The sequence below is a fragment of the Streptomyces sp. NPDC002324 genome (assembly GCF_053593335.1).
This window is the reverse complement of record NZ_JBSFCF010000004.1, coordinates 270,171-291,296: the sequence shown is the minus strand read 5'-3', so window position 1 is coordinate 291,296 and position 21,126 is coordinate 270,171. Positions and strand designations below refer to the sequence as shown.

Annotated in this window: 17 protein-coding genes and 3 tRNA genes; 17 read left to right on the top strand and 3 right to left on the bottom strand. The window is 68.5% G+C overall.

Translation table 11 applies throughout. From position 1 onward, the window contains the following. Positions 1-47: 47 nt before the first annotated feature. Positions 48-1,313 carry an amidohydrolase family protein gene (locus ACWCRJ_RS08875; RefSeq protein WP_450938612.1) on the bottom strand — a complete coding sequence of 422 codons (1,266 nt, stop codon included), beginning with the start codon at positions 1,311-1,313 and terminating at the stop codon, positions 48-50. Positions 1,314-1,669: 356 nt separating this feature from the next. Here ACWCRJ_RS08875 and ACWCRJ_RS08870 point away from each other — a divergent pair. From ACWCRJ_RS08870 to ACWCRJ_RS08845, 6 genes are all read left to right on the top strand, one after another. Then, positions 1,670-1,742, top strand: a tRNA-Thr gene (locus ACWCRJ_RS08870). Positions 1,743-1,788: 46 nt separating this feature from the next. After that, positions 1,789-1,861, top strand: a tRNA-Met gene (locus ACWCRJ_RS08865). A 91-nt stretch (positions 1,862-1,952) separates the two neighbouring features. Then, positions 1,953-2,117: a 50S ribosomal protein L33 gene (gene rpmG / locus ACWCRJ_RS08860; protein ID WP_003948671.1), complete on the top strand. Its 165-nt coding sequence runs from the start codon at positions 1,953-1,955 to the stop codon at positions 2,115-2,117. A 137-nt stretch (positions 2,118-2,254) separates the two neighbouring features. Then, on the top strand, positions 2,255-2,707 hold the full coding sequence (locus ACWCRJ_RS08855) for a MaoC family dehydratase N-terminal domain-containing protein (RefSeq protein WP_005481302.1): 453 nt from the start codon (positions 2,255-2,257) through the stop codon (positions 2,705-2,707). A gap of 7 nt (positions 2,708-2,714) precedes the next feature. After that, complete coding sequence (locus tag ACWCRJ_RS08850) at positions 2,715-3,143, top strand: MaoC family dehydratase (protein WP_450938611.1); 429 nt, start codon at positions 2,715-2,717, stop codon at positions 3,141-3,143. A gap of 75 nt (positions 3,144-3,218) precedes the next feature. Beyond that, a complete protein-coding gene (locus ACWCRJ_RS08845) occupies positions 3,219-4,274 on the top strand; it encodes a UDP-N-acetylmuramate dehydrogenase (RefSeq protein WP_450938610.1) in 1,056 nt (351 codons plus the stop codon). A gap of 9 nt (positions 4,275-4,283) precedes the next feature. Here ACWCRJ_RS08845 and ACWCRJ_RS08840 read toward each other — a convergent pair whose 3' ends face one another. Next, the gene (locus ACWCRJ_RS08840) at positions 4,284-5,324 is read right to left on the bottom strand and encodes an adenosine deaminase (protein WP_450938609.1); all 1,041 of its coding nucleotides are present in this window, start codon (positions 5,322-5,324) and stop codon (positions 4,284-4,286) included. 123 nt (positions 5,325-5,447) lie between these two features. Beyond that, the gene (locus ACWCRJ_RS08835) at positions 5,448-6,674 is read right to left on the bottom strand and encodes a pyridoxal phosphate-dependent aminotransferase (protein WP_450938608.1); all 1,227 of its coding nucleotides are present in this window, start codon (positions 6,672-6,674) and stop codon (positions 5,448-5,450) included. A gap of 251 nt (positions 6,675-6,925) precedes the next feature. Between ACWCRJ_RS08835 and ACWCRJ_RS08830 the strand changes: the two genes are divergently transcribed. The 11 genes from ACWCRJ_RS08830 to ACWCRJ_RS08780 all read left to right on the top strand — a co-directional run bounded on the left by ACWCRJ_RS08830 (position 6,926) and on the right by ACWCRJ_RS08780 (position 21,101). After that, positions 6,926-6,998 (top strand) — tRNA-Trp (locus ACWCRJ_RS08830). A 114-nt stretch (positions 6,999-7,112) separates the two neighbouring features. Continuing rightward, positions 7,113-7,400, top strand: coding sequence for a preprotein translocase subunit SecE (gene secE, locus ACWCRJ_RS08825; RefSeq protein ID WP_005481294.1), 288 nt, complete (start codon positions 7,113-7,115; stop codon positions 7,398-7,400). Between the two features lie 76 nt (positions 7,401-7,476). After that, entirely contained in the window at positions 7,477-8,352 is an 876-nt protein-coding gene (gene nusG, locus ACWCRJ_RS08820) for a transcription termination/antitermination protein NusG (RefSeq protein ID WP_450938607.1), read from the top strand. 179 nt (positions 8,353-8,531) lie between these two features. Continuing rightward, positions 8,532-8,966 (top strand): 50S ribosomal protein L11, encoded by a 435-nt coding sequence (rplK, locus tag ACWCRJ_RS08815; RefSeq protein WP_005481290.1) that lies wholly within the window; start codon positions 8,532-8,534, stop codon positions 8,964-8,966. A gap of 106 nt (positions 8,967-9,072) precedes the next feature. Continuing rightward, the gene (gene rplA / locus ACWCRJ_RS08810; RefSeq protein WP_450938606.1) at positions 9,073-9,798 is read left to right on the top strand and encodes a 50S ribosomal protein L1; all 726 of its coding nucleotides are present in this window, start codon (positions 9,073-9,075) and stop codon (positions 9,796-9,798) included. A 189-nt stretch (positions 9,799-9,987) separates the two neighbouring features. Further along, complete coding sequence (locus ACWCRJ_RS08805; protein ID WP_450938605.1) at positions 9,988-10,923, top strand: hypothetical protein; 936 nt, start codon at positions 9,988-9,990, stop codon at positions 10,921-10,923. Positions 10,924-11,215: 292 nt separating this feature from the next. Beyond that, the gene (gene rplJ, locus ACWCRJ_RS08800) at positions 11,216-11,746 is read left to right on the top strand and encodes a 50S ribosomal protein L10 (RefSeq protein WP_020113849.1); all 531 of its coding nucleotides are present in this window, start codon (positions 11,216-11,218) and stop codon (positions 11,744-11,746) included. Between the two features lie 120 nt (positions 11,747-11,866). Beyond that, entirely contained in the window at positions 11,867-12,250 is a 384-nt protein-coding gene (rplL, locus tag ACWCRJ_RS08795) for a 50S ribosomal protein L7/L12 (protein WP_107118189.1), read from the top strand. 646 nt (positions 12,251-12,896) lie between these two features. Continuing rightward, positions 12,897-16,382, top strand: coding sequence for a DNA-directed RNA polymerase subunit beta (rpoB, locus tag ACWCRJ_RS08790; RefSeq protein WP_450938604.1), 3,486 nt, complete (start codon positions 12,897-12,899; stop codon positions 16,380-16,382). 103 nt (positions 16,383-16,485) lie between these two features. Then, a complete protein-coding gene (locus tag ACWCRJ_RS08785; RefSeq protein WP_450938603.1) occupies positions 16,486-20,385 on the top strand; it encodes a DNA-directed RNA polymerase subunit beta' in 3,900 nt (1,299 codons plus the stop codon). A 236-nt stretch (positions 20,386-20,621) separates the two neighbouring features. Continuing rightward, positions 20,622-21,101, top strand: a complete 480-nt coding sequence (locus ACWCRJ_RS08780) for a DUF1707 and DUF4190 domain-containing protein (protein ID WP_450938680.1) — start codon at positions 20,622-20,624, stop codon at positions 21,099-21,101. Positions 21,102-21,126 lie beyond the last annotated feature (25 nt).

Sequence of the window (21,126 nt, the reverse complement as noted above, 5' to 3'; positions counted from 1 at the left end):
CCCGCCCCGCCGCCCACCCGCACGCCCCGGCGCGGCCACGCACACCCTCAGGACGGCTCGCCCCGCCCCTGCCGAGGCAGATCCACCGCCGTGCCCGTCACCGAGCCGCAGTACTCCCGTACCGCGCTGGTCCGCGCCACCACGCGCCCCCGGTGCACGACGATGCGGCTGTACGCGAGCGACAGCACTCCCGCGAGCCGGGCGCCCCGCACGGCGAGCAGTTCGGCGGGAAAACCGGCCTCGACCCGCACCTCGGGCAGACCGAGCCCGGCGCGGGTTGCCCCGCTGACGGCGTCGTACGCCTCCTCGGGCCGCAGTCCGTAGCGGGAGGCGAGCAGGAACGCGGCCTCCAGGGGGTCCCCGCGCCCGACGGGGTTCGACACGTCCCGCAGTGCCCCGCTGCCCGCCGCGACCCGCACCCCGGCCGCCCGCAGGAGCCGTACGGGGGCGGTGTCCCGGCCGTCCACGGTGCCGCAGCCGCCCTGCGGAAGGCAGACGACGGTCACACCGGCCGCCGCGAGCCGGTCGGCGGCGCGGGCGGCGGCCTGGCCGGGAAGCCGGGCGAGCCCGCCGCAGGGGCCCAGGGTGACGCCGGGCCGCAGACCGCCCGCCATGGCCGCGAGCCGGGCGAGCCGGGCCGGGTCGTCGCCGTCGGTGTGCAGGTCGACCGGGCAGCCGTGCTCGGAGGCGATCTCCAGGACCGCCTCCACGTATCCGGTGGGATCGGGGTCCAGATCCGGACAGCCGCCGACCACCGAGGCGCCCATCTTCACCGCGTCCCGCAGGATCGCGAGCCCGTCCGCGCCGGCCACCCCGGTCAGCACCCGGGGCATCGCCACCGTCGTCAGCTCGGCGAGCCCGCGCAGCGCCTGCCCCGCCCGGAGCACCGCCGCCAACGCCTCCAGACCCTGGACGTCGCCCACGTGCACATGCGAGCGCACCGCCGTGGCGCCGTGCCCGAGCTGCAGCAGCGCGGCCTCCGTGGCCCGCCGCTGGACGTCCTGGCCGTCGTAGGGGACCGGGCCCTCGAAGTCGGCCGACAGGGCCGTGTCGCCGTGGGCGTGCGGCTCCGCGGGGGCCGGCAGGAGCAGATGGCCGCCGAGATCCACCCGGGTGGCGGGCGCCCCGGACGCGGCGGGCCCCGCGCCCAGGCTGCCGGCCGTGCCGACCGCCTCGATACGCCCGCCGCCCAGCCGTACGTCCACCACACGGCCGTCGGTCAGCCGCGCCCCGCACAGCAGCAGGGCGCCTGCCTCGTCCGGGCCGGACGGCGGGCCGGAGGAGTGGGACGGCTGCGGCTGGCTGTCGGGCATCGCACTCTCCCGGTGGCTCGACGACGGCTGCGCGGTGACGCACATGGGGGAGGAACAGCAGGGGACACAAGATCACGCAGAGTGAGACGAGCCTAGGCGGGCCGCCCCGCCCCGTCGCGGAGGAGCGCAATAGTCGTACCGGTGTGGTGCGGCTGCCGGAGGGACGCCGGGGAAGGCCGGTGGCGAAGGGGCGTGCGGGGCTCATGTGGCCTGGGGAAACGGCATGGACGCGGGCTCCGGGCGAGCGCCGGACGGCTCCCGGAAGATCCCCGCGCGACCGGTGGACGGCCCATGGATGCGGGCGCGGAAACGGATTTGGGCGATCGGCGGTGGGGCGTGTAATGTCTTCATCGCTCGCCCCAATAGCTCAGTCGGTAGAGCGTCTCCATGGTAAGGAGAAGGTCTACGGTTCGATTCCGTATTGGGGCTCTGGTGTGAAAGGTTCCCGCCGCGAGGCGGGAACCGATCGCATCACAGCGGTGTAGCTCAGTCGGTAGAGCAAGCGGCTCATAATCGCTGTGTCACCGGTTCAAGTCCGGTCACCGCTACTGACGGTAGCCGATTGCGGGGTCGGTCCTTCGATCGGCTACTCTTTTATGCGTTCAACCCTGTCCCATCCGTTCGTCAAGGAGCACTCACGTGGCTGCCACCGACGTCCGCCCGAAGATCACGCTGGCCTGCGTGGAGTGCAAGGAGCGGAACTACATCACCAAGAAGAACCGGCGTAACAACCCGGACCGACTGGAGATGAAGAAGCACTGCCCGCGTTGCAACGCGCACACCGCGCACCGCGAAACGCGATAAATCAGGCTCGTACGCGAGGCCGTCCCCGAGAGATCGGGGGCGGCCTCGCGTCGTTGCACCACCCGTACCGGTCAGTACCGCCGTATCAGTACCGCCGTACCGCCATATCCGCCGAGCAACCAGGAGGTGCCGAGCCGATGGCGCTCGACCAGTCCTTCGTGGGGCGTTCCTACCCGCCCACCGACCCCTACGAGGTCGGCCGGGAGAAGATCCGCGAGTTCGCGGAGGCCGTGGGGGACACCAACCCCGTCTACACCGACCCGGAGGCCGCCAAGGCGCTCGGGTACGCCGATGTGATCGCCCCGCCGACCTTCGTGTTCTCGATCACCTTCAAGGCGGCCGGACAGGTCGTCCAGGACCCCCAGCTGGGCCTCGACTACAGCCGGGTGGTGCACGGTGACCAGAAGTTCGCCCACCGGCGCCCGGTGCGCGCCGGTGACCGGCTCACGGTCACCTCGACCATCGAGGCGATCAAGTCCCTGGCGGGCAACGACATCCTGGACATCCGCGGCGAGGTCCACGACGAGTCCGGCGAACACGTCGTGACCGCCTGGACCAAGCTCGTGGCCCGCGCGGCCGAGGAGGCGTGAGGACCCGATGACCGCGAAGATCTCCTACGACGACGTCGAGGTCGGCACCGAACTGCCCGCGCAGACCTTCGGTGTGACCCGAGCCACCCTCGTCCGGTACGCGGGCGCCTCCGGCGACTTCAACCCGATCCACTGGAACGAGCGGTTCGCCAAGGAGGTGGGCCTCCCGGACGTCATCGCGCACGGCATGTTCACCATGGCCGAGGCGATCCGCGTCGTCACCGACTGGGCCGGCGACCCGGGCGCGGTCGTCGAGTACGGCGTCCGCTTCACCAAGCCCGTCGTCGTCCCCGACGACGACGAGGGCGCCACCATCGAGGTCAGCGCCAAGATCGGCGCCAAGCTCGACGACAACACCGTCCGCGTCGACCTCACGGCCATGAGCGCCGGCCAGAAGATCCTCGGCATGTCCCGAGCGGTCGTACGACTGGCCTGAGGGCCCGCGCGGCCGAGCCGCACCGGCACGGTCCCCCGCCCCTCCCGGGTGCGGGGGTCTCGTACTCTTGAGCCCGTGCAGGAACTCCACGACGCCCCCCTCGCCCCGCTGACCACCTTCCGGCTGGGCGGGCCCGCGCGGCGGCTGATCACCGCGACCACCGACGACGAGGTGATCGCCGCGGTCCGCGAGGCCGACGACACCGGTACGCCGCTGCTGCTCATCGGGGGCGGCTCCAACCTGGTCGTCGGGGACCGGGGCTTCCCCGGGACCGCGCTGGTCATCGCCACGAAGGGCTACAGGCTCGACGCGACGAGGCTGGAACTGGCCGCCGGCGAGGTGTGGACCGACGCGGTCGCCCGCACCGTCGAGGCCGGGCTGGCCGGCATCGAGTGCCTGGCCGGCATCCCCGGCTCCGCCGGCGCCACACCGATCCAGAACGTCGGGGCGTACGGCCAGGAGGTCGCCTCCACCATCACCGAGGTCGTCGCCTACGACCGCCGCACCCGCGAGACGGTCACCGTCCCGAGCGCCGAGTGCGCCTTCTCGTACCGCCACAGCCGCTTCAAGGACGAGCCCGAGCGGTACGTCGTCCTGCGCGTCCGGTTCGAACTGGAGGACGCGGGCGGCCTGTCGGGACCGGTCAAGTACGCCGAGACGGCCCGCTCGCTCGGTGTCGAGCCCGGCGACCGGGTGCCCCTGGCGCGGGCCCGCGAGACCGTGCTGAAGCTGCGGGCCGGGAAGGGCATGGTCCTCGACCCGGAGGACCACGACACCTGGTCCGCCGGGTCGTTCTTCACCAACCCGATCCTCACCGACGAGGAGTTCGCCGCGTTCCACGCGCGCGTGCGGGAGCGGCTCGGTGCGGACGTGACCCCGCCCGCGTACGCCGCCGGCGGCGGGCACACCAAGACCTCCGCCGCCTGGCTGATCGACAAGGCGGGCTTCACCAAGGGGTACGGCACCGGCCCCGCCCGGATCTCCACCAAGCACACCCTGGCCCTCACCAACCGGGGCGCGGCCACCACCGAGGACCTGCTCGCGCTGGCCCGCGAGGTCGTGACCGGAGTCCGGGACGCCTTCGGCATCACCCTGGTCAACGAGCCGGTGACGGTCGGCGTCAGCCTCTGACCCGAGCCGCTATCCGGCCGGGCGGGCCAGCCAGTCGTCCACCCCGGACAGCAGCTTCGCCCGCTCGTCCTCCGGCGCCGCCGACGCCCGGATCGACTGCCGGGCCAGCTCCGCCAGTTCCGCGTCCGTGAAGCCGTGGTGGTGCCGGGCGATCTCGTACTGGGCCGCGAGGCGGGAGCCGAACAGCAGCGGGTCGTCGGCGCCGAGCGCCATCGGCACACCCGCCTCGAACAGAGTGCGCAGGGGGACGTCCTGGGGCTTCTCGTAGACGCCGAGCGCCACGTTCGAGGCGGGGCAGACCTCGCACGTCACGCCCCGGTCCGCGAGGCGCTTCAGCAGCCGCGGGTCCTCCGCCGCGCGAACCCCGTGCCCGATGCGCGAGGCGTGCAGATCGTCCAGGCAGTCACGCACCGAGAAGGGGCCGGTCAGCTCGCCGCCGTGCGGCGCCGACAGCAGGCCCCCCTCGCGGGCGATCGCGAAGGCACGGTCGAAGTCCCGCGCCATGCCCCGGCGTTCGTCGTTGGAGAGCCCGAAGCCCACCACGCCCCGGTCGGCGTATCGCACCGCCAGCCGGGCCAGCGTGCGCGCGTCCAGCGGGTGCTTCATCCGGTTCGCGGCCACCACCACCCGCATCCCGAGCCCGGTGTCCCGCACGGTCGTGTCCACGGCGTCCAGGATGACCTCCAGCGCCGGGATCAGTCCGCCCAGCCGGGGCGCGTACGACGTGGGGTCCACCTGGATCTCCAGCCAGCCCGAGCCGTCCCGCACGTCCTCCTCCGCGGCCTCCCGCACCAACCGCTGGATGTCCTCGGGCCCCCTGACGCACGAGCGCGCCGCGTCGTACAGCCGCTGGAAGCGGAACCACCCCCGCTCGTCCGTCGCCCGCAGCTTCGGCGGCTCCCCGCTGGTCAGCGCCTCGGTGAGCGCCTCGGGCAGCCGCACCCCGTACTTGTCGGCCAGCTCCAGCACGGTCATGGGCCGCATCGATCCGGTGAAGTGCAGATGCAGATGGGCCTTGGGCAGTTCAGAGAGATCACGTACACGCTCCATCGCCCGATCCTGCCGCACGCCCGTGCCGTCCCGGTAGCGGAATCCTCGAACGTGGTCTTGCTCGCACAAACGACAGGGGGGCCGCCCACCGACATCGGTGGGCGGCCCCCCTGGGGACGGACGTCAGTCCCGGGCCTCCGCCAGCAGCTTCTGGAGGCGCGAGACGCCCTCGACGAGATCCTCGTCACCGAGGGCGTACGACAGACGCAGATAGCCGGGGGTGCCGAAGGCCTCGCCGGGGACGACCGCCACCTCGGCCTCCTCCAGGATCAGCGCGGCCAGCTCGACCGTGTCCTGCGGGCGCCTGCCCCGGATCTCCTTGCCGACCAGAGCCTTCACCGAGGGGTACGCGTAGAACGCGCCCTCGGGCTCCGGGCACAGGACGCCGTCGATCTCGTTGAGCATCCGCACGATCGTCTTGCGGCGCCGGTCGAAGGCCTCCTTCATCTCCTCGACGGCCGACAGGTCGCCCGACACGGCGGCGAGCGCGGCGACCTGGGCCACGTTGGAGACGTTCGAGGTCGCGTGCGACTGGAGGTTGGTCGCGGCCTTGACGACGTCCTTCGGTCCGATGACCCAGCCCACGCGCCAGCCCGTCATCGCGTACGTCTTCGCGACACCGTTGACCACGATGGTCCTGTCGGCCAGCTCGGGCACGACCACCGGCAGGGAGTGGAACTCCGCGTCGCCGTAGACCAGGTGTTCGTAGATCTCGTCGGTCAGGACCCACAGGCCCTTCTCGGCGGCCCAGCGGCCGATCTCCTCGATCTGCGCGCGCGTGTAGACCGCGCCGGTCGGGTTGGAGGGGGAGACGAAGAGGAGCACCTTCGTGTTCTCCGTGCGGGCCGCCTCCAACTGCTCGACGGAGACCCGGTAGCCCGTGGTCTCGTCGGCGACGACCTCGACCGGGACACCGCCGGCGAGACGGATCGACTCCGGGTACGTCGTCCAGTACGGAGCGGGGACGATGACCTCGTCGCCCGGGTCGAGGATCGCGGCGAAGGCCTCGTAGATGGCCTGCTTGCCGCCGTTGGTCACGAGGACCTGCGACGGGTCGACCTCGTAGCCGGAGTCGCGCAGGGTCTTCGCGGCGATCGCGGCCTTCAGCTCGGGCAGACCGCCGGCCGGCGTGTACCGGTGGTACTTCGGGTTCTTGCAGGCCTCGACGGCCGCCTCGACGATGTAGTCGGGAGTCGGGAAGTCGGGCTCGCCGGCGCCGAAGCCGATCACCGGGCGCCCGGCGGCCTTGAGGGCCTTGGCCTTGGCGTCCACGGCGAGGGTGGCGGACTCGGAGATCGCGCCGATGCGCGCGGAGACCCGGCGCTCGGTGGGAGGGGTTGCAGCGCTCATGGGCCCCATCGTTTCAGACCGGAAACGCGCCGGGCACGCGGGTTTCACAGACTGAACAGCGACGGAACAACCGCCCGCCTCCGCGGCCGGAAACGGTCGATCTTCGACGGACAACGTCCCTACGGACGCTTTCTGTTCGACGACAGCTCTCGGACCACGTATGCTCTGTCCTCGTTGGCCTTCACCGGCCGCGCCCGTCAGGTGCACACCGTGCACTCGCTCGGATGCGGTACGTTGGGGGAGAACCACAAAGGGTCGTAGCTCAATTGGTAGAGCACTGGTCTCCAAAACCAGCGGTTGGGGGTTCAAGTCCCTCCGGCCCTGCTACACACTCCTCACGCCAGGATGTGTGCGCATGTACGTACAGCAATGTTCCGCCGTGCGGCTCAGACCGGGCGCGGCACGGCCACGACCCGGACCGGAATCAGGTGAGGATGAATGACGGACGCCGTGGGCTCCATCGACACGCCTGATGCCCAGGACGAGGTGCCCGAGGACAAGAAGAAGACCCGCAAGGGCGGCAAGCGGGCCAAGAAGGGCCCGCTGAAGCGCCTCGCGCTCTTCTACCGGCAGATCGTCGCGGAGCTGCGCAAGGTCGTCTGGCCGACCCGCTCCCAGCTGACGACCTACACCTCGGTGGTCATCGTCTTCGTCGTCGTCATGATCGGTCTCGTCACCGTGATTGACTTCGGCCTCGACAAGGCCGCCAAGTACGTCTTCGGCTGAGCCGAAAGCGAAGGGCGCCGCGACTTGGCGCCCCTTTCGCATGTTCCACCCCCATGATCCAGGAAGAAGCAGCCACGTGTCTGACCCGAACCTGAAGGACGCCATGGAGCCTCGCGGTGAAGGTGCCGAGTCCGTGGATGACGAACTCGACATCGTCGAGGGAGCAGACTCCGAGGACGGCGTCGACGAGTTCGAGGCTGCCGAGGCCGAGGCGGGGGAGTCGGCCGAGGAAGAGGCCGTGCACGTCGAGGACGACTCCGACGACGAGGACGCCGACGTCGAGGACTCCGAGGACGACGACGCCGAAGAGACCGTCGAGGAGGAGACCGAGCCGGTCGACCCCGTCGAGGCCCTGCGCGAGGAACTGCGGACCCTGCCCGGCGAGTGGTACGTCATCCACACGTACGCCGGTTACGAGAACCGCGTGAAGACCAACCTCGAACAGCGTGCCGTCTCGCTGAACGTCGAGGACTTCATCTTCCAGGCCGAGGTGCCGCAGGAAGAGGTCGCGCAGATCAAGAACGGCGAGCGCAAGACGATTCGCCAGAACAAGCTCCCCGGCTACGTCCTCGTCCGCATGGACCTGACGAACGAGTCCTGGGGCGTCGTCCGCAACACCCCCGGCGTCACCGGCTTCGTGGGCAACGCCTACGACCCGTACCCGCTGACCCTGGACGAGATCGTCAAGATGCTCGCGCCGGAGGCCGAGGAGAAGGCCGCCCGTGAGGCGGCCGAGGCCGAGGGCAAGCCGGCTCCCGCCCGCAAGGTCGAGGTCCAGGTGCTGGACTTCGAGGTCGGCGACTCGGTCACCGTCACGGACGGCCCGTTCGCCACGCTGCAGGCGACCATCAACGAGATCAACGCGGACTCGAAGAAGGTCAAGGGTCTTGTGGAGATCTTCGGCCGCGAGACGCCGGTCGAGCTGTCGTTCGACCAGATCCAGAAGAACTAGCCGTCACCGGCTCCTTCCTGGACCACCGCTTCCGACCAGGTCAGACGGGCTGTCAAAAGCTCGTCTGACCTGCTCGGTTTTTGGCCGCGCATCCATACCCGTTATCGTTGTGCGGTATGCCTTCATCCGGGACGCGACCTGGATGGGGGCGCACTCGAATCGAAAGGACCCGGAGAGCAATGCCTCCCAAGAAGAAGAAGGTCACGGGGCTCATCAAGCTCCAGATCAACGCCGGTGCGGCGAACCCCGCCCCGCCGGTCGGCCCCGCGCTCGGTCAGCACGGCGTCAACATCATGGAGTTCTGCAAGGCCTACAACGCCGCGACCGAGTCGCAGCGTGGCTGGGTGATCCCGGTGGAGATCACGGTCTACGAGGACCGCTCCTTCACCTTCGTCACCAAGACGCCGCCGGCCGCGAAGATGATCCTCAAGGCCGCGGGTGTCGAGAAGGGCTCCGGCGAGCCGCACAAGACCAAGGTCGCCAAGATCACCGAGGCGCAGGTCCGTGAGATCGCCACGACCAAGCTCCCCGACCTGAACGCCAACGACCTGGACGCCGCGTCGAAGATCATCGCCGGCACCGCCCGCTCCATGGGCATCACGGTCGAGGGCTGAGTCCCACCTTCGTAGCATCACGCGGCGGCCGTACACGGCAGCCGCGCGTGGCAGGGCCTGCTCGGCCCGTACCACGACTCCTTTTCAAGCACACACAGGAGCAGTTGTGAGCAAGCGCAGCAAGGCTCTCCGCGCTGCGGACGCCAAGGTCGACCGGGACAAGCTCTACGCCCCGCTCGAGGCCGTCCGTCTCGCCAAGGAGACCTCCACGTCCAAGTTCGACGGCACCGTCGAGGTCGCCTTCCGTCTGGGTGTCGACCCGCGCAAGGCCGACCAGATGGTTCGTGGCACCGTGAACCTCCCGCACGGCACCGGTAAGACCGCCCGGGTCCTGGTCTTCGCGACCGGTGACCGTGCCGAGGCCGCGACCGCCGCCGGCGCCGACATCGTCGGCTCCGACGAACTGATCGACGAGGTGGCGAAGGGCCGTCTGGACTTCGACGCCGTCGTCGCCACCCCGGACCTCATGGGCAAGGTCGGCCGCCTCGGCCGCGTGCTCGGTCCCCGTGGTCTCATGCCGAACCCCAAGACCGGCACCGTGACCCCGGACGTCGTGAAGGCCGTCAACGACATCAAGGGCGGCAAGATCGAGTTCCGCGTCGACAAGCACTCGAACCTGCACTTCATCATCGGCAAGACGTCGTTCGACGACACCAAGCTGGTGGAGAACTACGCCGCGGCGCTGGACGAGATCCTCCGTCTGAAGCCGTCGGCCGCCAAGGGCCGCTACATCAAGAAGGCCGCGATCAGCACCACGATCGGCCCCGGCATCCCGATCGACTCGAACCGCACCCGCAACCTCCTCGTCGAGGAGGACCCGGCCGCCGTCTGAGCCTGACGCTCACCGGCAGCCGCGTCGCGGTCGCACACCCGAGGACGAGCCCCGCAGCCTTTCGAGGCTGCGGGGCTCGTCTCTTTCTCGCCGGGGCGGTAGCCGGAAACGCGCACGACAGTCGTCACCCGGCGGCGCTAGTGTCCCTGCCGTCCCACATGGGTGGGGCGTGAGGTTCCAGGGGGACAGATGAGGTTGGCCGAACACGGCTCCGTACGTCGTCGTAGAGGCGTCGGCATCGCCGTCGTGGCCGCGCTGCTGGGCGGCGCCACCACGGCCTGCGGCACGGAGGCGGGGGCGGAGGCCGAGGCGAAGCCGAAGACGCCCGCGGAAGCCGAGGCGAAGCCCGCGACGCCCGCCGAGGCCGTGGCCCGGGCCGCGGAGCGCACGACGGACATCGCGTCGCTGCGCTACCGGGTGTCGGGGACCCTGCCGGAGCACGGGAAGATACGGGTCGAGGCGGCGATGACCGCGCGGCCGACCGCGATGCGCATGGAACTGACCGGGTGGGGCCCGAGCGAGGACAAGGCCTTGGCGGTGCGGTTCGCCGACGGAGTGATCTACGCCGAGGGGGACGCGGCCGCCATCGGCGCCCCGGCGGACAAGAAATGGATCAGCGCCGGGCCGGCCGTGTGGGGACGCGGCGCGGCGGACAACAACACCTACCGCGTCCTGCCCGGTCCGTTGGAGGCGAGCCCGCTCGCGCAGTCCACGCTCCTCACCGGCGCGAAGAAGGTCGGCGAGGTCGGTGCCGAGACGGTCGACGGCAGCGAGGCCACGCACTACCGGGGCACGGTCACCACGAAGAGCCTGCGGGCCGCTCAGGCTGCCGCCCGGGACAAGGCGACCCGGGAGCTGCGGACGACCAGTCTGGACCAGTTCATGATGCTGGGCATCGAGGAGACGCTCACCGTGGACCTGTGGGTCGACGACGACGGCCGGGCCAAGCGGTACCGGCTCAGGGGCGAGACCTACGCCCTGCGGGAGGGGCGCATGGTCGACGGAGGCCCGCTCGACCTGACCGTCACCCTCCTGGACGTCGACCGGCCGGTGACCGTCGAGCCCCCGGCGGCCGACGACACGGTCGACCTCGCCGAGCGGGTGGACGGGGCCGGCGAGGGCTGAGCGGCGGCCTCCGGGAGCGGATTTGCCCGACAGGGACACGGTCCCGTACTCTTCCGAGGAAGCCAAAGACCGCTGGTCGTTGCCGTGTGCTCACAAGAGGGCGCGGTGGCCGAAGGATCCGCTGAACTGCGGACGACCCGCGCAGGTGACTGTGGAAGTTGCTCCTGGTCCGGTTCCGTCTCGTACGGGATTCGTCCGGTCGAGCCACGCCCCGAGCGCCTGCGCCGGGGCGTTTCGTTTTCTCCAGCCCCTTCTGAGCGGTCCTCATCACCCGGAAGGAGGCCGACGCTCTATGGCAAGGCCCGACAAGGCTGCCGCGGTGGCCGAGCTCACGGAGCAGTTCCGTAGCTCGAACGCCGCCGTGCTGACCGAGTACCGGGGTCTCACCGTGGCGCAGCTCAAGACGCTGCGTCGTTCACTCGGTGAGGACGCCCAGTACGCCGTGGTGAAGAACACGCTGACCAAGATTGCGGCCAACGAGGCCGGGATCTCGACGCTCGACGACCTGTTCAACGGTCCGACGGCGGTCGCCTTCATCACCGGTGACCCGGTGACGTCGGCGAAGGGTCTTCGTGACTTCGCCAAGGACAACCCGAACCTCGTCATCAAGGGCGGTGTCCTTGACGGCAAGGCGCTGTCCGCCGACGAGATCAAGAAGCTCGCGGACCTCGAGTCCCGCGAGGTTCTGCTCTCCAAGCTGGCGGGTGCCTTCAAGGGCAAGCAGTCTCAGGCTGCGCAGCTCTTCCAGGCGCTTCCCTCGAAGCTCGTCCGCACCGTGGACGCGCTCCGTGCCAAGCAAGAAGAGCAGGGCGGTGCCGAGTAACTCGGCTCGCGAAATGACCGCCGCCTGAGGCAGTCCGCCTCGGAACAGCGGTCGTAGCGGGCCGTCGTACGCCCGCCAGACATGTACATCCGGCACCTGCCGAATTAGTGGAAGGAAGCCATCGTGGCTCTCACCCAGGACGAACTGCTCGCCGAGTTCGAGGGCATGACCCTCATCCAGCTCTCCGAGTTCGTGAAGGCGTTCGAGGAGAAGTTCGACGTCACCGCCGCCGCGGCCGTCGCCGTTGCCGGCCCCGCCGTCCCCGGCGCCCCGGCCGAGGCCGCTGAGGAGCAGGACGAGTTCGACGTCGTCCTCACCGGCGCCGGCGAGAAGAAGATCCAGGTCATCAAGGTCGTGCGTGAGCTGACCTCGCTGGGCCTGAAGGAGGCCAAGGACCTCGTGGACGGCGCTCCGAAGCCCGTTCTCGAGAAGGTCGCCAAGGAGGCCGCCGAGAAGGCTGCCGAGTCCCTCAAGGCCGCCGGCGCCTCCGTCGAGGTCAAGTAAGGCCTCGCTGGTCCGCCGGCACTCCTGGATCCGCGAGGATCCGTGCGGGACGGTTTCGAGACAAGAGTCAAAAATTTGTTCGAGGCTGTAACGCGAACGTACCGAAGGGCGATCACCCAACTGGGTGGTCGCCTTTCGGCGTTCCGGGACGTCGGCGGACGGCTGCCTTGCACTGTCGGTGGCGACGAGTATGGTGATCTTCGTCGTGCCTCCGCCGCCCCGGGTGACGAGCCGCGAGTGACGATCGCGGCACCCGGATCGGGCATGAGAGGCCTTGACGAACTGCACGCAGCGCGCAATTCTCAGGACGCGTCGTCACACCGATCCGAACTCCGAGGCATGGATCGACGGCGAAGAGGGCAGTATCAACGTGCGTTGAGGGCGTGGGCTTGCATAGGTGTCGAGAACAACGAGGGTCTCAAAAAACCCGCACTGGACATCAGTGTGCCAACTGGCTACACTGACCCTTTGCGCTGCCTGTTAGCTGTCCCCTGCCCGTCACCAGGGGCATGCCCTCGCTTGAGCATCGACGAACAGATCATTCCCGACCTGGCCTTTCCGTCAGATCAGGAACACCCTGCTCTCTTTGCGCATAAGAGGGGCCGGTACGCGCGTAGTGAGTCCGAGCCCTCGGAAGGACCCCCTCTTGGCCGCCTCGCGCAACGCCTCGACCGCGAATACGAACCCCGCCGCCAGCACTGCCCCGCTGCGCATCTCTTTTGCAAAGATCAAGGAGCCTCTCGAGGTTCCCAACCTGCTCGCGCTGCAGACCGAGAGCTTTGACTGGCTGCTCGGCAACACCGCCTGGCAGAGTCGGGTCGAGGAGGCTCTGGAGAACGGACAGGACGTCCCCACCAAGTCCGGTCTGGAGGAGATCTTCGAGGAGATCTCCCCGATCGAGGACTTCTCCGGGTCGATGTCGCTGACGTTCCGCGACCACCGTTTCGAGCCGCCGAAGAACAGCATCGACGAGTGCAAGGACCGCGACTTCACGTACGCGGCCCCGCTCTTCGTCACCGCCGAGTTCACCAACAACGAGACCGGCGAGATCAAGTCCCAGACGGTCTTCATGGGCGACTTCCCGCTCATGACCCACAAGGGCACCTTCGTCATCAACGGCACCGAGCGTGTCGTGGTGTCGCAGCTGGTCCGTTCGCCGGGTGTCTACTTCGACTCCTCCATCGACAAGACGTCCGACAAGGACATCTTCTCCGCCAAGATCATCCCCTCCCGGGGTGCCTGGCTGGAGATGGAGATCGACAAGCGCGACATGGTCGGTGTGCGTATCGACCGCAAGCGCAAGCAGTCCGTGACCGTCCTCCTCAAGGCACTCGGCTGGACCACCGAGCAGATCCTGGAGGAGTTCGGCGAGTACGAGTCCATGCGCGCCACTCTGGAGAAGGACCACACCCAGGGGCAGGACGACGCGCTGCTCGACATCTACCGCAAGCTGCGTCCGGGCGAGCCCCCCACGCGTGAGGCCGCGCAGACGCTTCTTGAGAACCTGTACTTCAACCCCAAGCGCTACGACCTCGCGAAGGTCGGCCGCTACAAGGTCAACAAGAAGCTGGGTGCGGAGGCTCCGCTCGACGCGGGCGTCCTGACCGTCGAGGACGTCATCTCGACGATCAAGTACCTGGTGAAGCTGCACGCGGGCGAGACCGAGACGGCCGCCGACAACGGCCAGACGATCGTCGTCGAGACCGACGACATCGACCACTTCGGCAACCGTCGTCTGCGCAGTGTCGGCGAGCTCATCCAGAACCAGGTCCGTACGGGTCTGGCGCGTATGGAGCGTGTCGTCCGCGAGCGCATGACGACCCAGGACGTCGAGGCGATCACGCCCCAGACCCTGATCAACATCCGGCCGGTCGTCGCCTCCATCAAGGAGTTCTTCGGCACCAGCCAGCTGTCGCAGTTCATGGACCAGAACAACCCGCTGTCGGGTCTGACGCACAAGCGTCGTCTCTCGGCGCTGGGTCCCGGTGGTCTGTCCCGTGAGCGGGCCGGCTTCGAGGTCCGTGACGTGCACCCCTCGCACTACGGCCGCATGTGCCCGATCGAGACGCCCGAAGGCCCGAACATCGGTCTGATCGGCTCGCTCGCCTCCTACGGCCGCGTCAACGCGTTCGGTTTCGTGGAGACGCCGTACCGCCGGGTCACCGACGGCATCGTCACCGACGAGGTCGACTACCTGACGGCCGACGAGGAGGACCGCTTCGTCATCGCGCAGGCCAACGCCACGCTCGACGACGACATGCGCTTCACCGAGAACCGCGTCCTGGTCCGCCGTCGTGGCGGCGAGGTCGACTACGTCCCCGGTGACGACGTCGACTACATGGACGTCTCGCCGCGCCAGATGGTGTCGGTCGCGACCGCCATGATCCCCTTCCTGGAGCACGACGACGCCAACCGTGCCCTCATGGGCGCGAACATGATGCGTCAGGCCGTGCCGCTCATCAAGAGCGAGTCCCCGCTCGTCGGCACCGGCATGGAGTACCGCTCCGCCGTCGACGCCGGCGACGTGGTCAAGGCCGAGAAGGACGGTGTGGTCCAGGAGGTCTCCGCGGACTACATCACCACGACCAACGACGACGGCACGTACATCACGTACCGCCTGGCCAAGTTCTCCCGCTCCAACCAGGGCACCTCGGTCAACCAGAAGGTCATCGTCAACGAGGGCGACCGGATCATCGAGGGCCAGGTCCTGGCCGACGGTCCGGCCACCGAGAACGGCGAGATGGCGCTGGGCAAGAACCTGCTCGTGGCGTTCATGCCGTGGGAGGGTCACAACTACGAGGACGCGATCATCCTGTCGCAGCGCCTCGTGCAGGACGACGTCCTCTCCTCGATCCACATCGAGGAGCACGAGGTCGACGCCCGTGACACCAAGCTCGGCCCCGAGGAGATCACCCGGGACATCCCGAACGTCTCCGAGGAGGTCCTCGCCGACCTCGACGAGCGCGGCATCATCCGTATCGGTGCCGAGGTCGTCGCCGGTGACATCCTCGTCGGCAAGGTCACGCCCAAGGGTGAGACCGAGCTGACCCCCGAGGAGCGGCTGCTCCGCGCGATCTTCGGTGAGAAGGCGCGCGAGGTCCGTGACACCTCGCTGAAGGTGCCGCACGGCGAGATCGGCAAGGTCATCGGCGTCCGCGTCTTCGACCGCGAGGAGGGCGACGAGCTTCCCCCCGGTGTGAACCAGCTGGTGCGCGTGTACGTGGCGCAGAAGCGCAAGATCACCGACGGTGACAAGCTCGCCGGCCGTCACGGCAACAAGGGTGTCATCTCCAAGATCCTGCCGATCGAGGACATGCCGTTCCTGGAGGACGGCACCCCGGTCGACATCATCCTCAACCCGCTCGGTGTGCCGTCCCGAATGAACCCGGGACAGGTGCTGGAGATCCACCTCGGCTGGCTCGCCAGCCGCGGCTGGGACGTCTCCGGTCTCGCCGACGACTGGGCGAAGCGTCTGCAGGTCATCGGCGCCGACTCGGTCGCCCCCGGCACCAACGTCGCGACCCCGGTCTTCGACGGTGCCCGCGAGGACGAGCTGGCCGGCCTGCTCCAGCACACCATCCCGAACCGCGACGGCGAGCGCATGGTGCAGCCGACCGGTAAGGCGAGGCTGTTCGACGGCCGCTCCGGTGAGCCGTTCCCGGACCCGATCTCCATCGGGTACATGTACATCCTCAAGCTCCACCACCTGGTCGACGACAAGCTGCACGCCCGGTCGACCGGCCCGTACTCGATGATCACCCAGCAGCCGCTGGGTGGTAAGGCCCAGTTCGGTGGCCAGCGCTTCGGTGAGATGGAGGTGTGGGCGCTGGAGGCTTACGGCGCCGCGTACGCCCTCCAGGAGCTGCTGACCATCAAGTCCGACGACGTGACCGGCCGCGTGAAGGTCTACGAGGCCATCGTCAAGGGCGAGAACATCCCCGAGCCCGGCATCCCCGAGTCCTTCAAGGTTCTCATCAAGGAGATGCAGTCCCTGTGCCTCAACGTGGAGGTGCTGTCCTCGGACGGCATGTCCATCGAGATGCGCGACACCGACGAGGACGTCTTCCGCGCTGCGGAGGAGCTTGGCATCGACCTGTCCCGGCGTGAGCCGAGCAGCGTCGAAGAGGTCTGACGGGAGTTCGGAGGCCTTCACCGCGAGAAGCATGAAGGCCTCCGGCCCCAGGACCCCCGTATCAGACCCCATGACTTACAACCCTGAGAGGGATTGACGCATAGTGCTCGACGTCAACTTCTTCGACGAGCTCCGGATCGGTCTGGCCACCGCTGACGACATCCGTCAGTGGAGCCACGGCGAGGTCAAGAAGCCCGAGACGATCAACTACCGCACGCTCAAGCCCGAAAAGGACGGACTCTTCTGCGAGAAGATCTTCGGTCCGACCCGGGACTGGGAGTGCTACTGCGGCAAGTACAAGCGTGTCCGCTTCAAGGGCATCATCTGTGAGCGCTGCGGCGTCGAGGTCACGCGCGCCAAGGTGCGCCGTGAGCGGATGGGCCACATCGAACTGGCCGCTCCCGTCACCCACATCTGGTACTTCAAGGGCGTTCCGTCGCGGCTGGGCTACCTGCTCGACCTCGCCCCGAAGGACCTGGAGAAGGTCATCTACTTCGCGGCGTACATGATCACGTACGTCGACGAGGAGCGCCGCACCCGCGACCTGCCGTCGCTGGAGGCCCACGTCTCCGTCGAGCGTCAGCAGGTCGAGAACCGCCGGGACGCCGACCTGGAGGCCCGCGCCAAGAAGCTCGAGACCGACCTGGCCGAGCTGGAGGCCGAGGGCGCCAAGGCCGACGTGCGCCGCAAGGTGCGCGAGGGCGCCGAGCGTGAGATGAAGCAGCTGCGCGACCGTACGCAGCGCGAGATCGACCGTCTCGACGAGGTGTGGACCCGGTTCAAGAACCTCAAGGTCCAGGACCTGGAGGGCGACGAGCTCCTCTACCGCGAGCTGCGTGACCGCTTCGGCACGTACTTCGACGGCTCGATGGGTGCCGCGGCGCTGCAGAAGCGCCTGGAGTCCTTCGACCTGGACGAGGAGGCCGAGCGCCTCCGCGAGATCATCCGCACCGGCAAGGGCCAGAAGAAGACCCGTGCGCTCAAGCGCCTCAAGGTCGTCTCCGCGTTCCTGCAGACCAGCAACAGCCCCAAGGGCATGGTGCTCGACTGCGTGCCGGTCATCCCGCCGGACCTCCGCCCGATGGTGCAGCTGGACGGTGGCCGCTTCGCGACCTCCGACCTGAACGACCTGTACCGCCGTGTGATCAACCGGAACAACCGACTGAAGCGGCTTCTCGACCTCGGCGCGCCCGAGATCATCGTGAACAACGAGAAGCGCATGCTCCAGGAGGCCGTCGACGCGCTGTTCGACAACGGTCGTCGTGGCCGTCCGGTCACCGGTCCCGGCAACCGCCCGCTGAAGTCCCTCAGCGACATGCTGAAGGGCAAGCAGGGTCGCTTCCGTCAGAACCTGCTCGGCAAGCGTGTGGACTACTCCGCGCGTTCCGTGATCGTCGTCGGTCCGCAGCTGAAGCTGCACCAGTGCGGTCTGCCGAAGGCCATGGCGCTGGAGCTCTTCAAGCCGTTCGTGATGAAGCGGCTCGTGGACCTCAACCACGCGCAGAACATCAAGTCCGCCAAGCGCATGGTGGAGCGCGGCCGCACCGTCGTGTACGACGTCCTCGAAGAGGTCATCGCCGAGCACCCGGTGCTGCTGAACCGTGCTCCCACCCTGCACCGCCTCGGCATCCAGGCCTTCGAGCCGCAGCTGGTCGAGGGCAAGGCCATCCAGATCCACCCGCTCGTCTGCACCGCGTTCAACGCGGACTTCGACGGTGACCAGATGGCCGTGCACCTGCCGCTCTCCGCGGAGGCGCAGGCCGAGGCCCGCATCCTGATGCTGTCCTCGAACAACATCCTCAAGCCCGCCGACGGCCGTCCGGTGACGATGCCGACCCAGGACATGGTCCTCGGTCTGTTCTTCCTCACCACCGACGGCGAACTGCGTGACACCAAGGGCGAGGGGCGTTCGTTCGCCTCCACGGCCGAGGCGATCATGGCGTTCGACGCCGGCGAGCTCGCGCTGCAGTCCCAGGTGGACATCCGCTTCCCGGTGGGCACCATCCCGCCGCGTGGCTGGATGCCGCCGGCGCGCGAGGAGGGCGAGCCGGAGTGGCAGCAGGGTGACAGCTTCCGTCTGAAGACCACGCTCGGCCGTGCGCTCTTCAACGAGCTGCTGCCCGAGGACTACCCGTTCGTCGACTACTCGGTGGGCAAGAAGCAGCTCTCCGAGATCGTCAACGACCTGGCCGAGCGCTACCCCAAGGTCATCGTGGCGGCGACGCTCGACAACCTGAAGGCGGCCGGCTTCTTCTGGGCGACCCGTTCCGGTGTCACCGTGGCCATCTCCGACGTCGTCGTTCCCGAGGCGAAGAAGGAGATCGTCAAGGGTTACGAGGCGCAGGACGAGAAGGTCCAGAAGCAGTACGAGCGCGGTCTGATCACCAAGGAAGAGCGCACGCAGGAGCTCATCGCGATCTGGACCAAGGCGACCAACGAGGTCGCCGAGGCGATGAACGCGAACTTCCCCAAGACCAACCCCATCTTCATGATGGTCGACTCGGGTGCCCGAGGAAACATGATGCAGATGCGGCAGATCGCGGGTATGCGTGGTCTGGTGTCGAACGCGAAGAACGAGACCATCCCGCGTCCCATCAAGGCCTCGTTCCGTGAGGGCCTGTCCGTCCTTGAGTACTTCATCTCCACGCACGGTGCCCGTAAGGGTCTGGCGGACACCGCCCTGCGTACCGCCGACTCGGGTTACCTGACCCGTCGTCTGGTGGACGTCTCGCAGGACGTCATCATCCGCGAGGAGGACTGCGGCACCGAGCGCGGTCTGAAGCTGCGGATCGCGTCGAAGGACGAGACCGGCATCCTGCGCAAGGCCGAGGACGTCGAGACCAGCGTCTACGCCCGCATGCTCGCCGAGGACGTCGTCATCGACGGCAAGGTGATCGCGCCGGCCAACGTGGACCTGGGCGACGTGCTCATCGACCAGCTCGTGCACCACGGTGTCGAGGAGGTCAAGACCCGCTCGATCCTGACCTGTGAGTCCAAGGTCGGCACGTGTGCCATGTGCTACGGCCGCTCCCTGGCCACCGGCAAGCTGGTCGACATCGGTGAGGCGGTCGGCATCATCGCCGCCCAGTCCATCGGTGAGCCCGGTACCCAGCTGACGATGCGTACCTTCCACACCGGTGGTGTGGCCGGTGACGACATCACGCAGGGTCTGCCGCGTGTCGTCGAGCTCTTCGAGGCCCGTACGCCCAAGGGTGTCGCGCCGATCTCCGAGGCGGCCGGTCGCGTCCGCATCGAGGAGACGGAGAAGACCAAGAAGATCGTCATCACGCCGGACGACGGCAGCGACGAGACGGCGTTCCCGATCTCGAAGCGCGCCCGTCTGCTGGTGAGCGAGGGCGAGCACGTCGAGGTGGGCCAGAAGCTCACCGTGGGTGCCACCAACCCGCACGACGTGCTGCGCATCCTGGGTCAGCGTGCCGTCCAGGTCCACCTGGTCGGCGAGGTCCAGAAGGTCTACAACTCGCAGGGTGTGTCGATCCACGACAAGCACATCGAGATCATCATCCGGCAGATGCTCCGCCGCGTGACGATCATCGAGTCCGGCGACGCCGAGCTGCTGCCCGGTGAGCTGGTCGAGCGCTCGAAGTTCGAGACCGAGAACCGTCGTGTGGTCCAGGAGGGCGGTCACCCGGCCTCCGGTCGTCCGCAGCTGATGGGTATCACCAAGGCCTCGCTGGCGACGGAATCCTGGCTGTCGGCCGCCTCCTTCCAGGAGACGACCCGAGTCCTGACGGACGCGGCGATCAACGCCAAGTCCGACAGCCTCATCGGCCTCAAGGAGAACGTCATCATCGGTAAGCTCATCCCGGCCGGTACGGGTCTGTCCCGCTACCGCAACATCCGGGTGGAGCCGACCGAGGAGGCCAAGGCCGCGATGTACTCGGCCGTCGGCTACGACGACATCGACTACTCGCCGTTCGGCACGGGCTCCGGCCAGGCCGTCCCGCTGGAGGACTACGACTACGGTCCGTACAACCAGTAGGCGCGCGGGAGCAGTTGCTTGAGTTGAGGGGCGGTCACCTTCGGGTGGCCGCCCTTTGGCGTGGGTACGGGTGTTCGGTGTGGCAGAACCGCAACAGAACCGGGGCGGGGAACCCGTGCTCGGGGGCGGGCGTTGGAGCATCATGGAGGGACAACCAGTCCGGGGGAGTGTTTCTCGTGTCGAACCCGTCATGGCAGCCGATTCCGTGGCAGCAGCCGCAGGGCAATGCTCCGTCGATGCTCGCCGCACACGCCGACCGTGAGCGTGCCGTGGATGTACTGAAGGCCGGGTTCAGCGAGGGCCGCCTTCCGCAGGACGAGTACGAGAGGCGCATCGAGAGGGCCTACAGGGCGCGCACAGTGGGGGAGCTGTCCCTTCTGGTCGCCGACCTGCCCCAGGGGCCCTCGGGGATGCAGCCGACCGTCATGGGCGCTCCGGTGCCCAGGACGTTCATGCCGGCGCCCCTGCCGCCCCCGATGACCAACGGCAAGGCCGTGGGCTCCATGGTGTGCGGCGTGCTCACCACCATGACGATGGGGCTCACCGGCATTCCCGCGGTCATTCTCGGCCACACCGCCCGCGCCGAGATCAAACGCACGGGCGAGGGCGGCGACGGCTTCGCGCTGGCCGGGATCATCCTCGGCTGGCTCTCCGTGGCCGGCTGGGCCCTCTTCCTCGTCCTCATCGCCGTTCTGGAGACGTCCGCGACCCCCTGATCCGGTACCGCGCCCGGGAGTTCGC

Excerpts from the sequence above, each read along its gene's own strand:
- rplK (WP_005481290.1), top strand. The coding sequence starts at position 8,532 with ATGCCTCCCAAGAAGAAGAAGGTCACGGGGCTCATCAAGCTCCAGATC.
- ACWCRJ_RS08850 (WP_450938611.1), top strand. The coding sequence starts at position 2,715 with ATGACCGCGAAGATCTCCTACGACGACGTCGAGGTCGGCACCGAACTG.
- ACWCRJ_RS08835 (WP_450938608.1), bottom strand. The coding sequence starts at position 6,674 with ATGAGCGCTGCAACCCCTCCCACCGAGCGCCGGGTCTCCGCGCGCATC.
- ACWCRJ_RS08855 (WP_005481302.1), top strand. The coding sequence starts at position 2,255 with ATGGCGCTCGACCAGTCCTTCGTGGGGCGTTCCTACCCGCCCACCGAC.
- ACWCRJ_RS08875 (WP_450938612.1), bottom strand. The coding sequence starts at position 1,313 with ATGCCCGACAGCCAGCCGCAGCCGTCCCACTCCTCCGGCCCGCCGTCC.
- ACWCRJ_RS08805 (WP_450938605.1), top strand. The coding sequence starts at position 9,988 with ATGAGGTTGGCCGAACACGGCTCCGTACGTCGTCGTAGAGGCGTCGGC.
- ACWCRJ_RS08840 (WP_450938609.1), bottom strand. The coding sequence starts at position 5,324 with ATGGAGCGTGTACGTGATCTCTCTGAACTGCCCAAGGCCCATCTGCAT.
- rplJ (WP_020113849.1), top strand. The coding sequence starts at position 11,216 with ATGGCAAGGCCCGACAAGGCTGCCGCGGTGGCCGAGCTCACGGAGCAG.
- secE (WP_005481294.1), top strand. The coding sequence starts at position 7,113 with ATGACGGACGCCGTGGGCTCCATCGACACGCCTGATGCCCAGGACGAG.
- ACWCRJ_RS08780 (WP_450938680.1), top strand. The coding sequence starts at position 20,622 with ATGCTCGCCGCACACGCCGACCGTGAGCGTGCCGTGGATGTACTGAAG.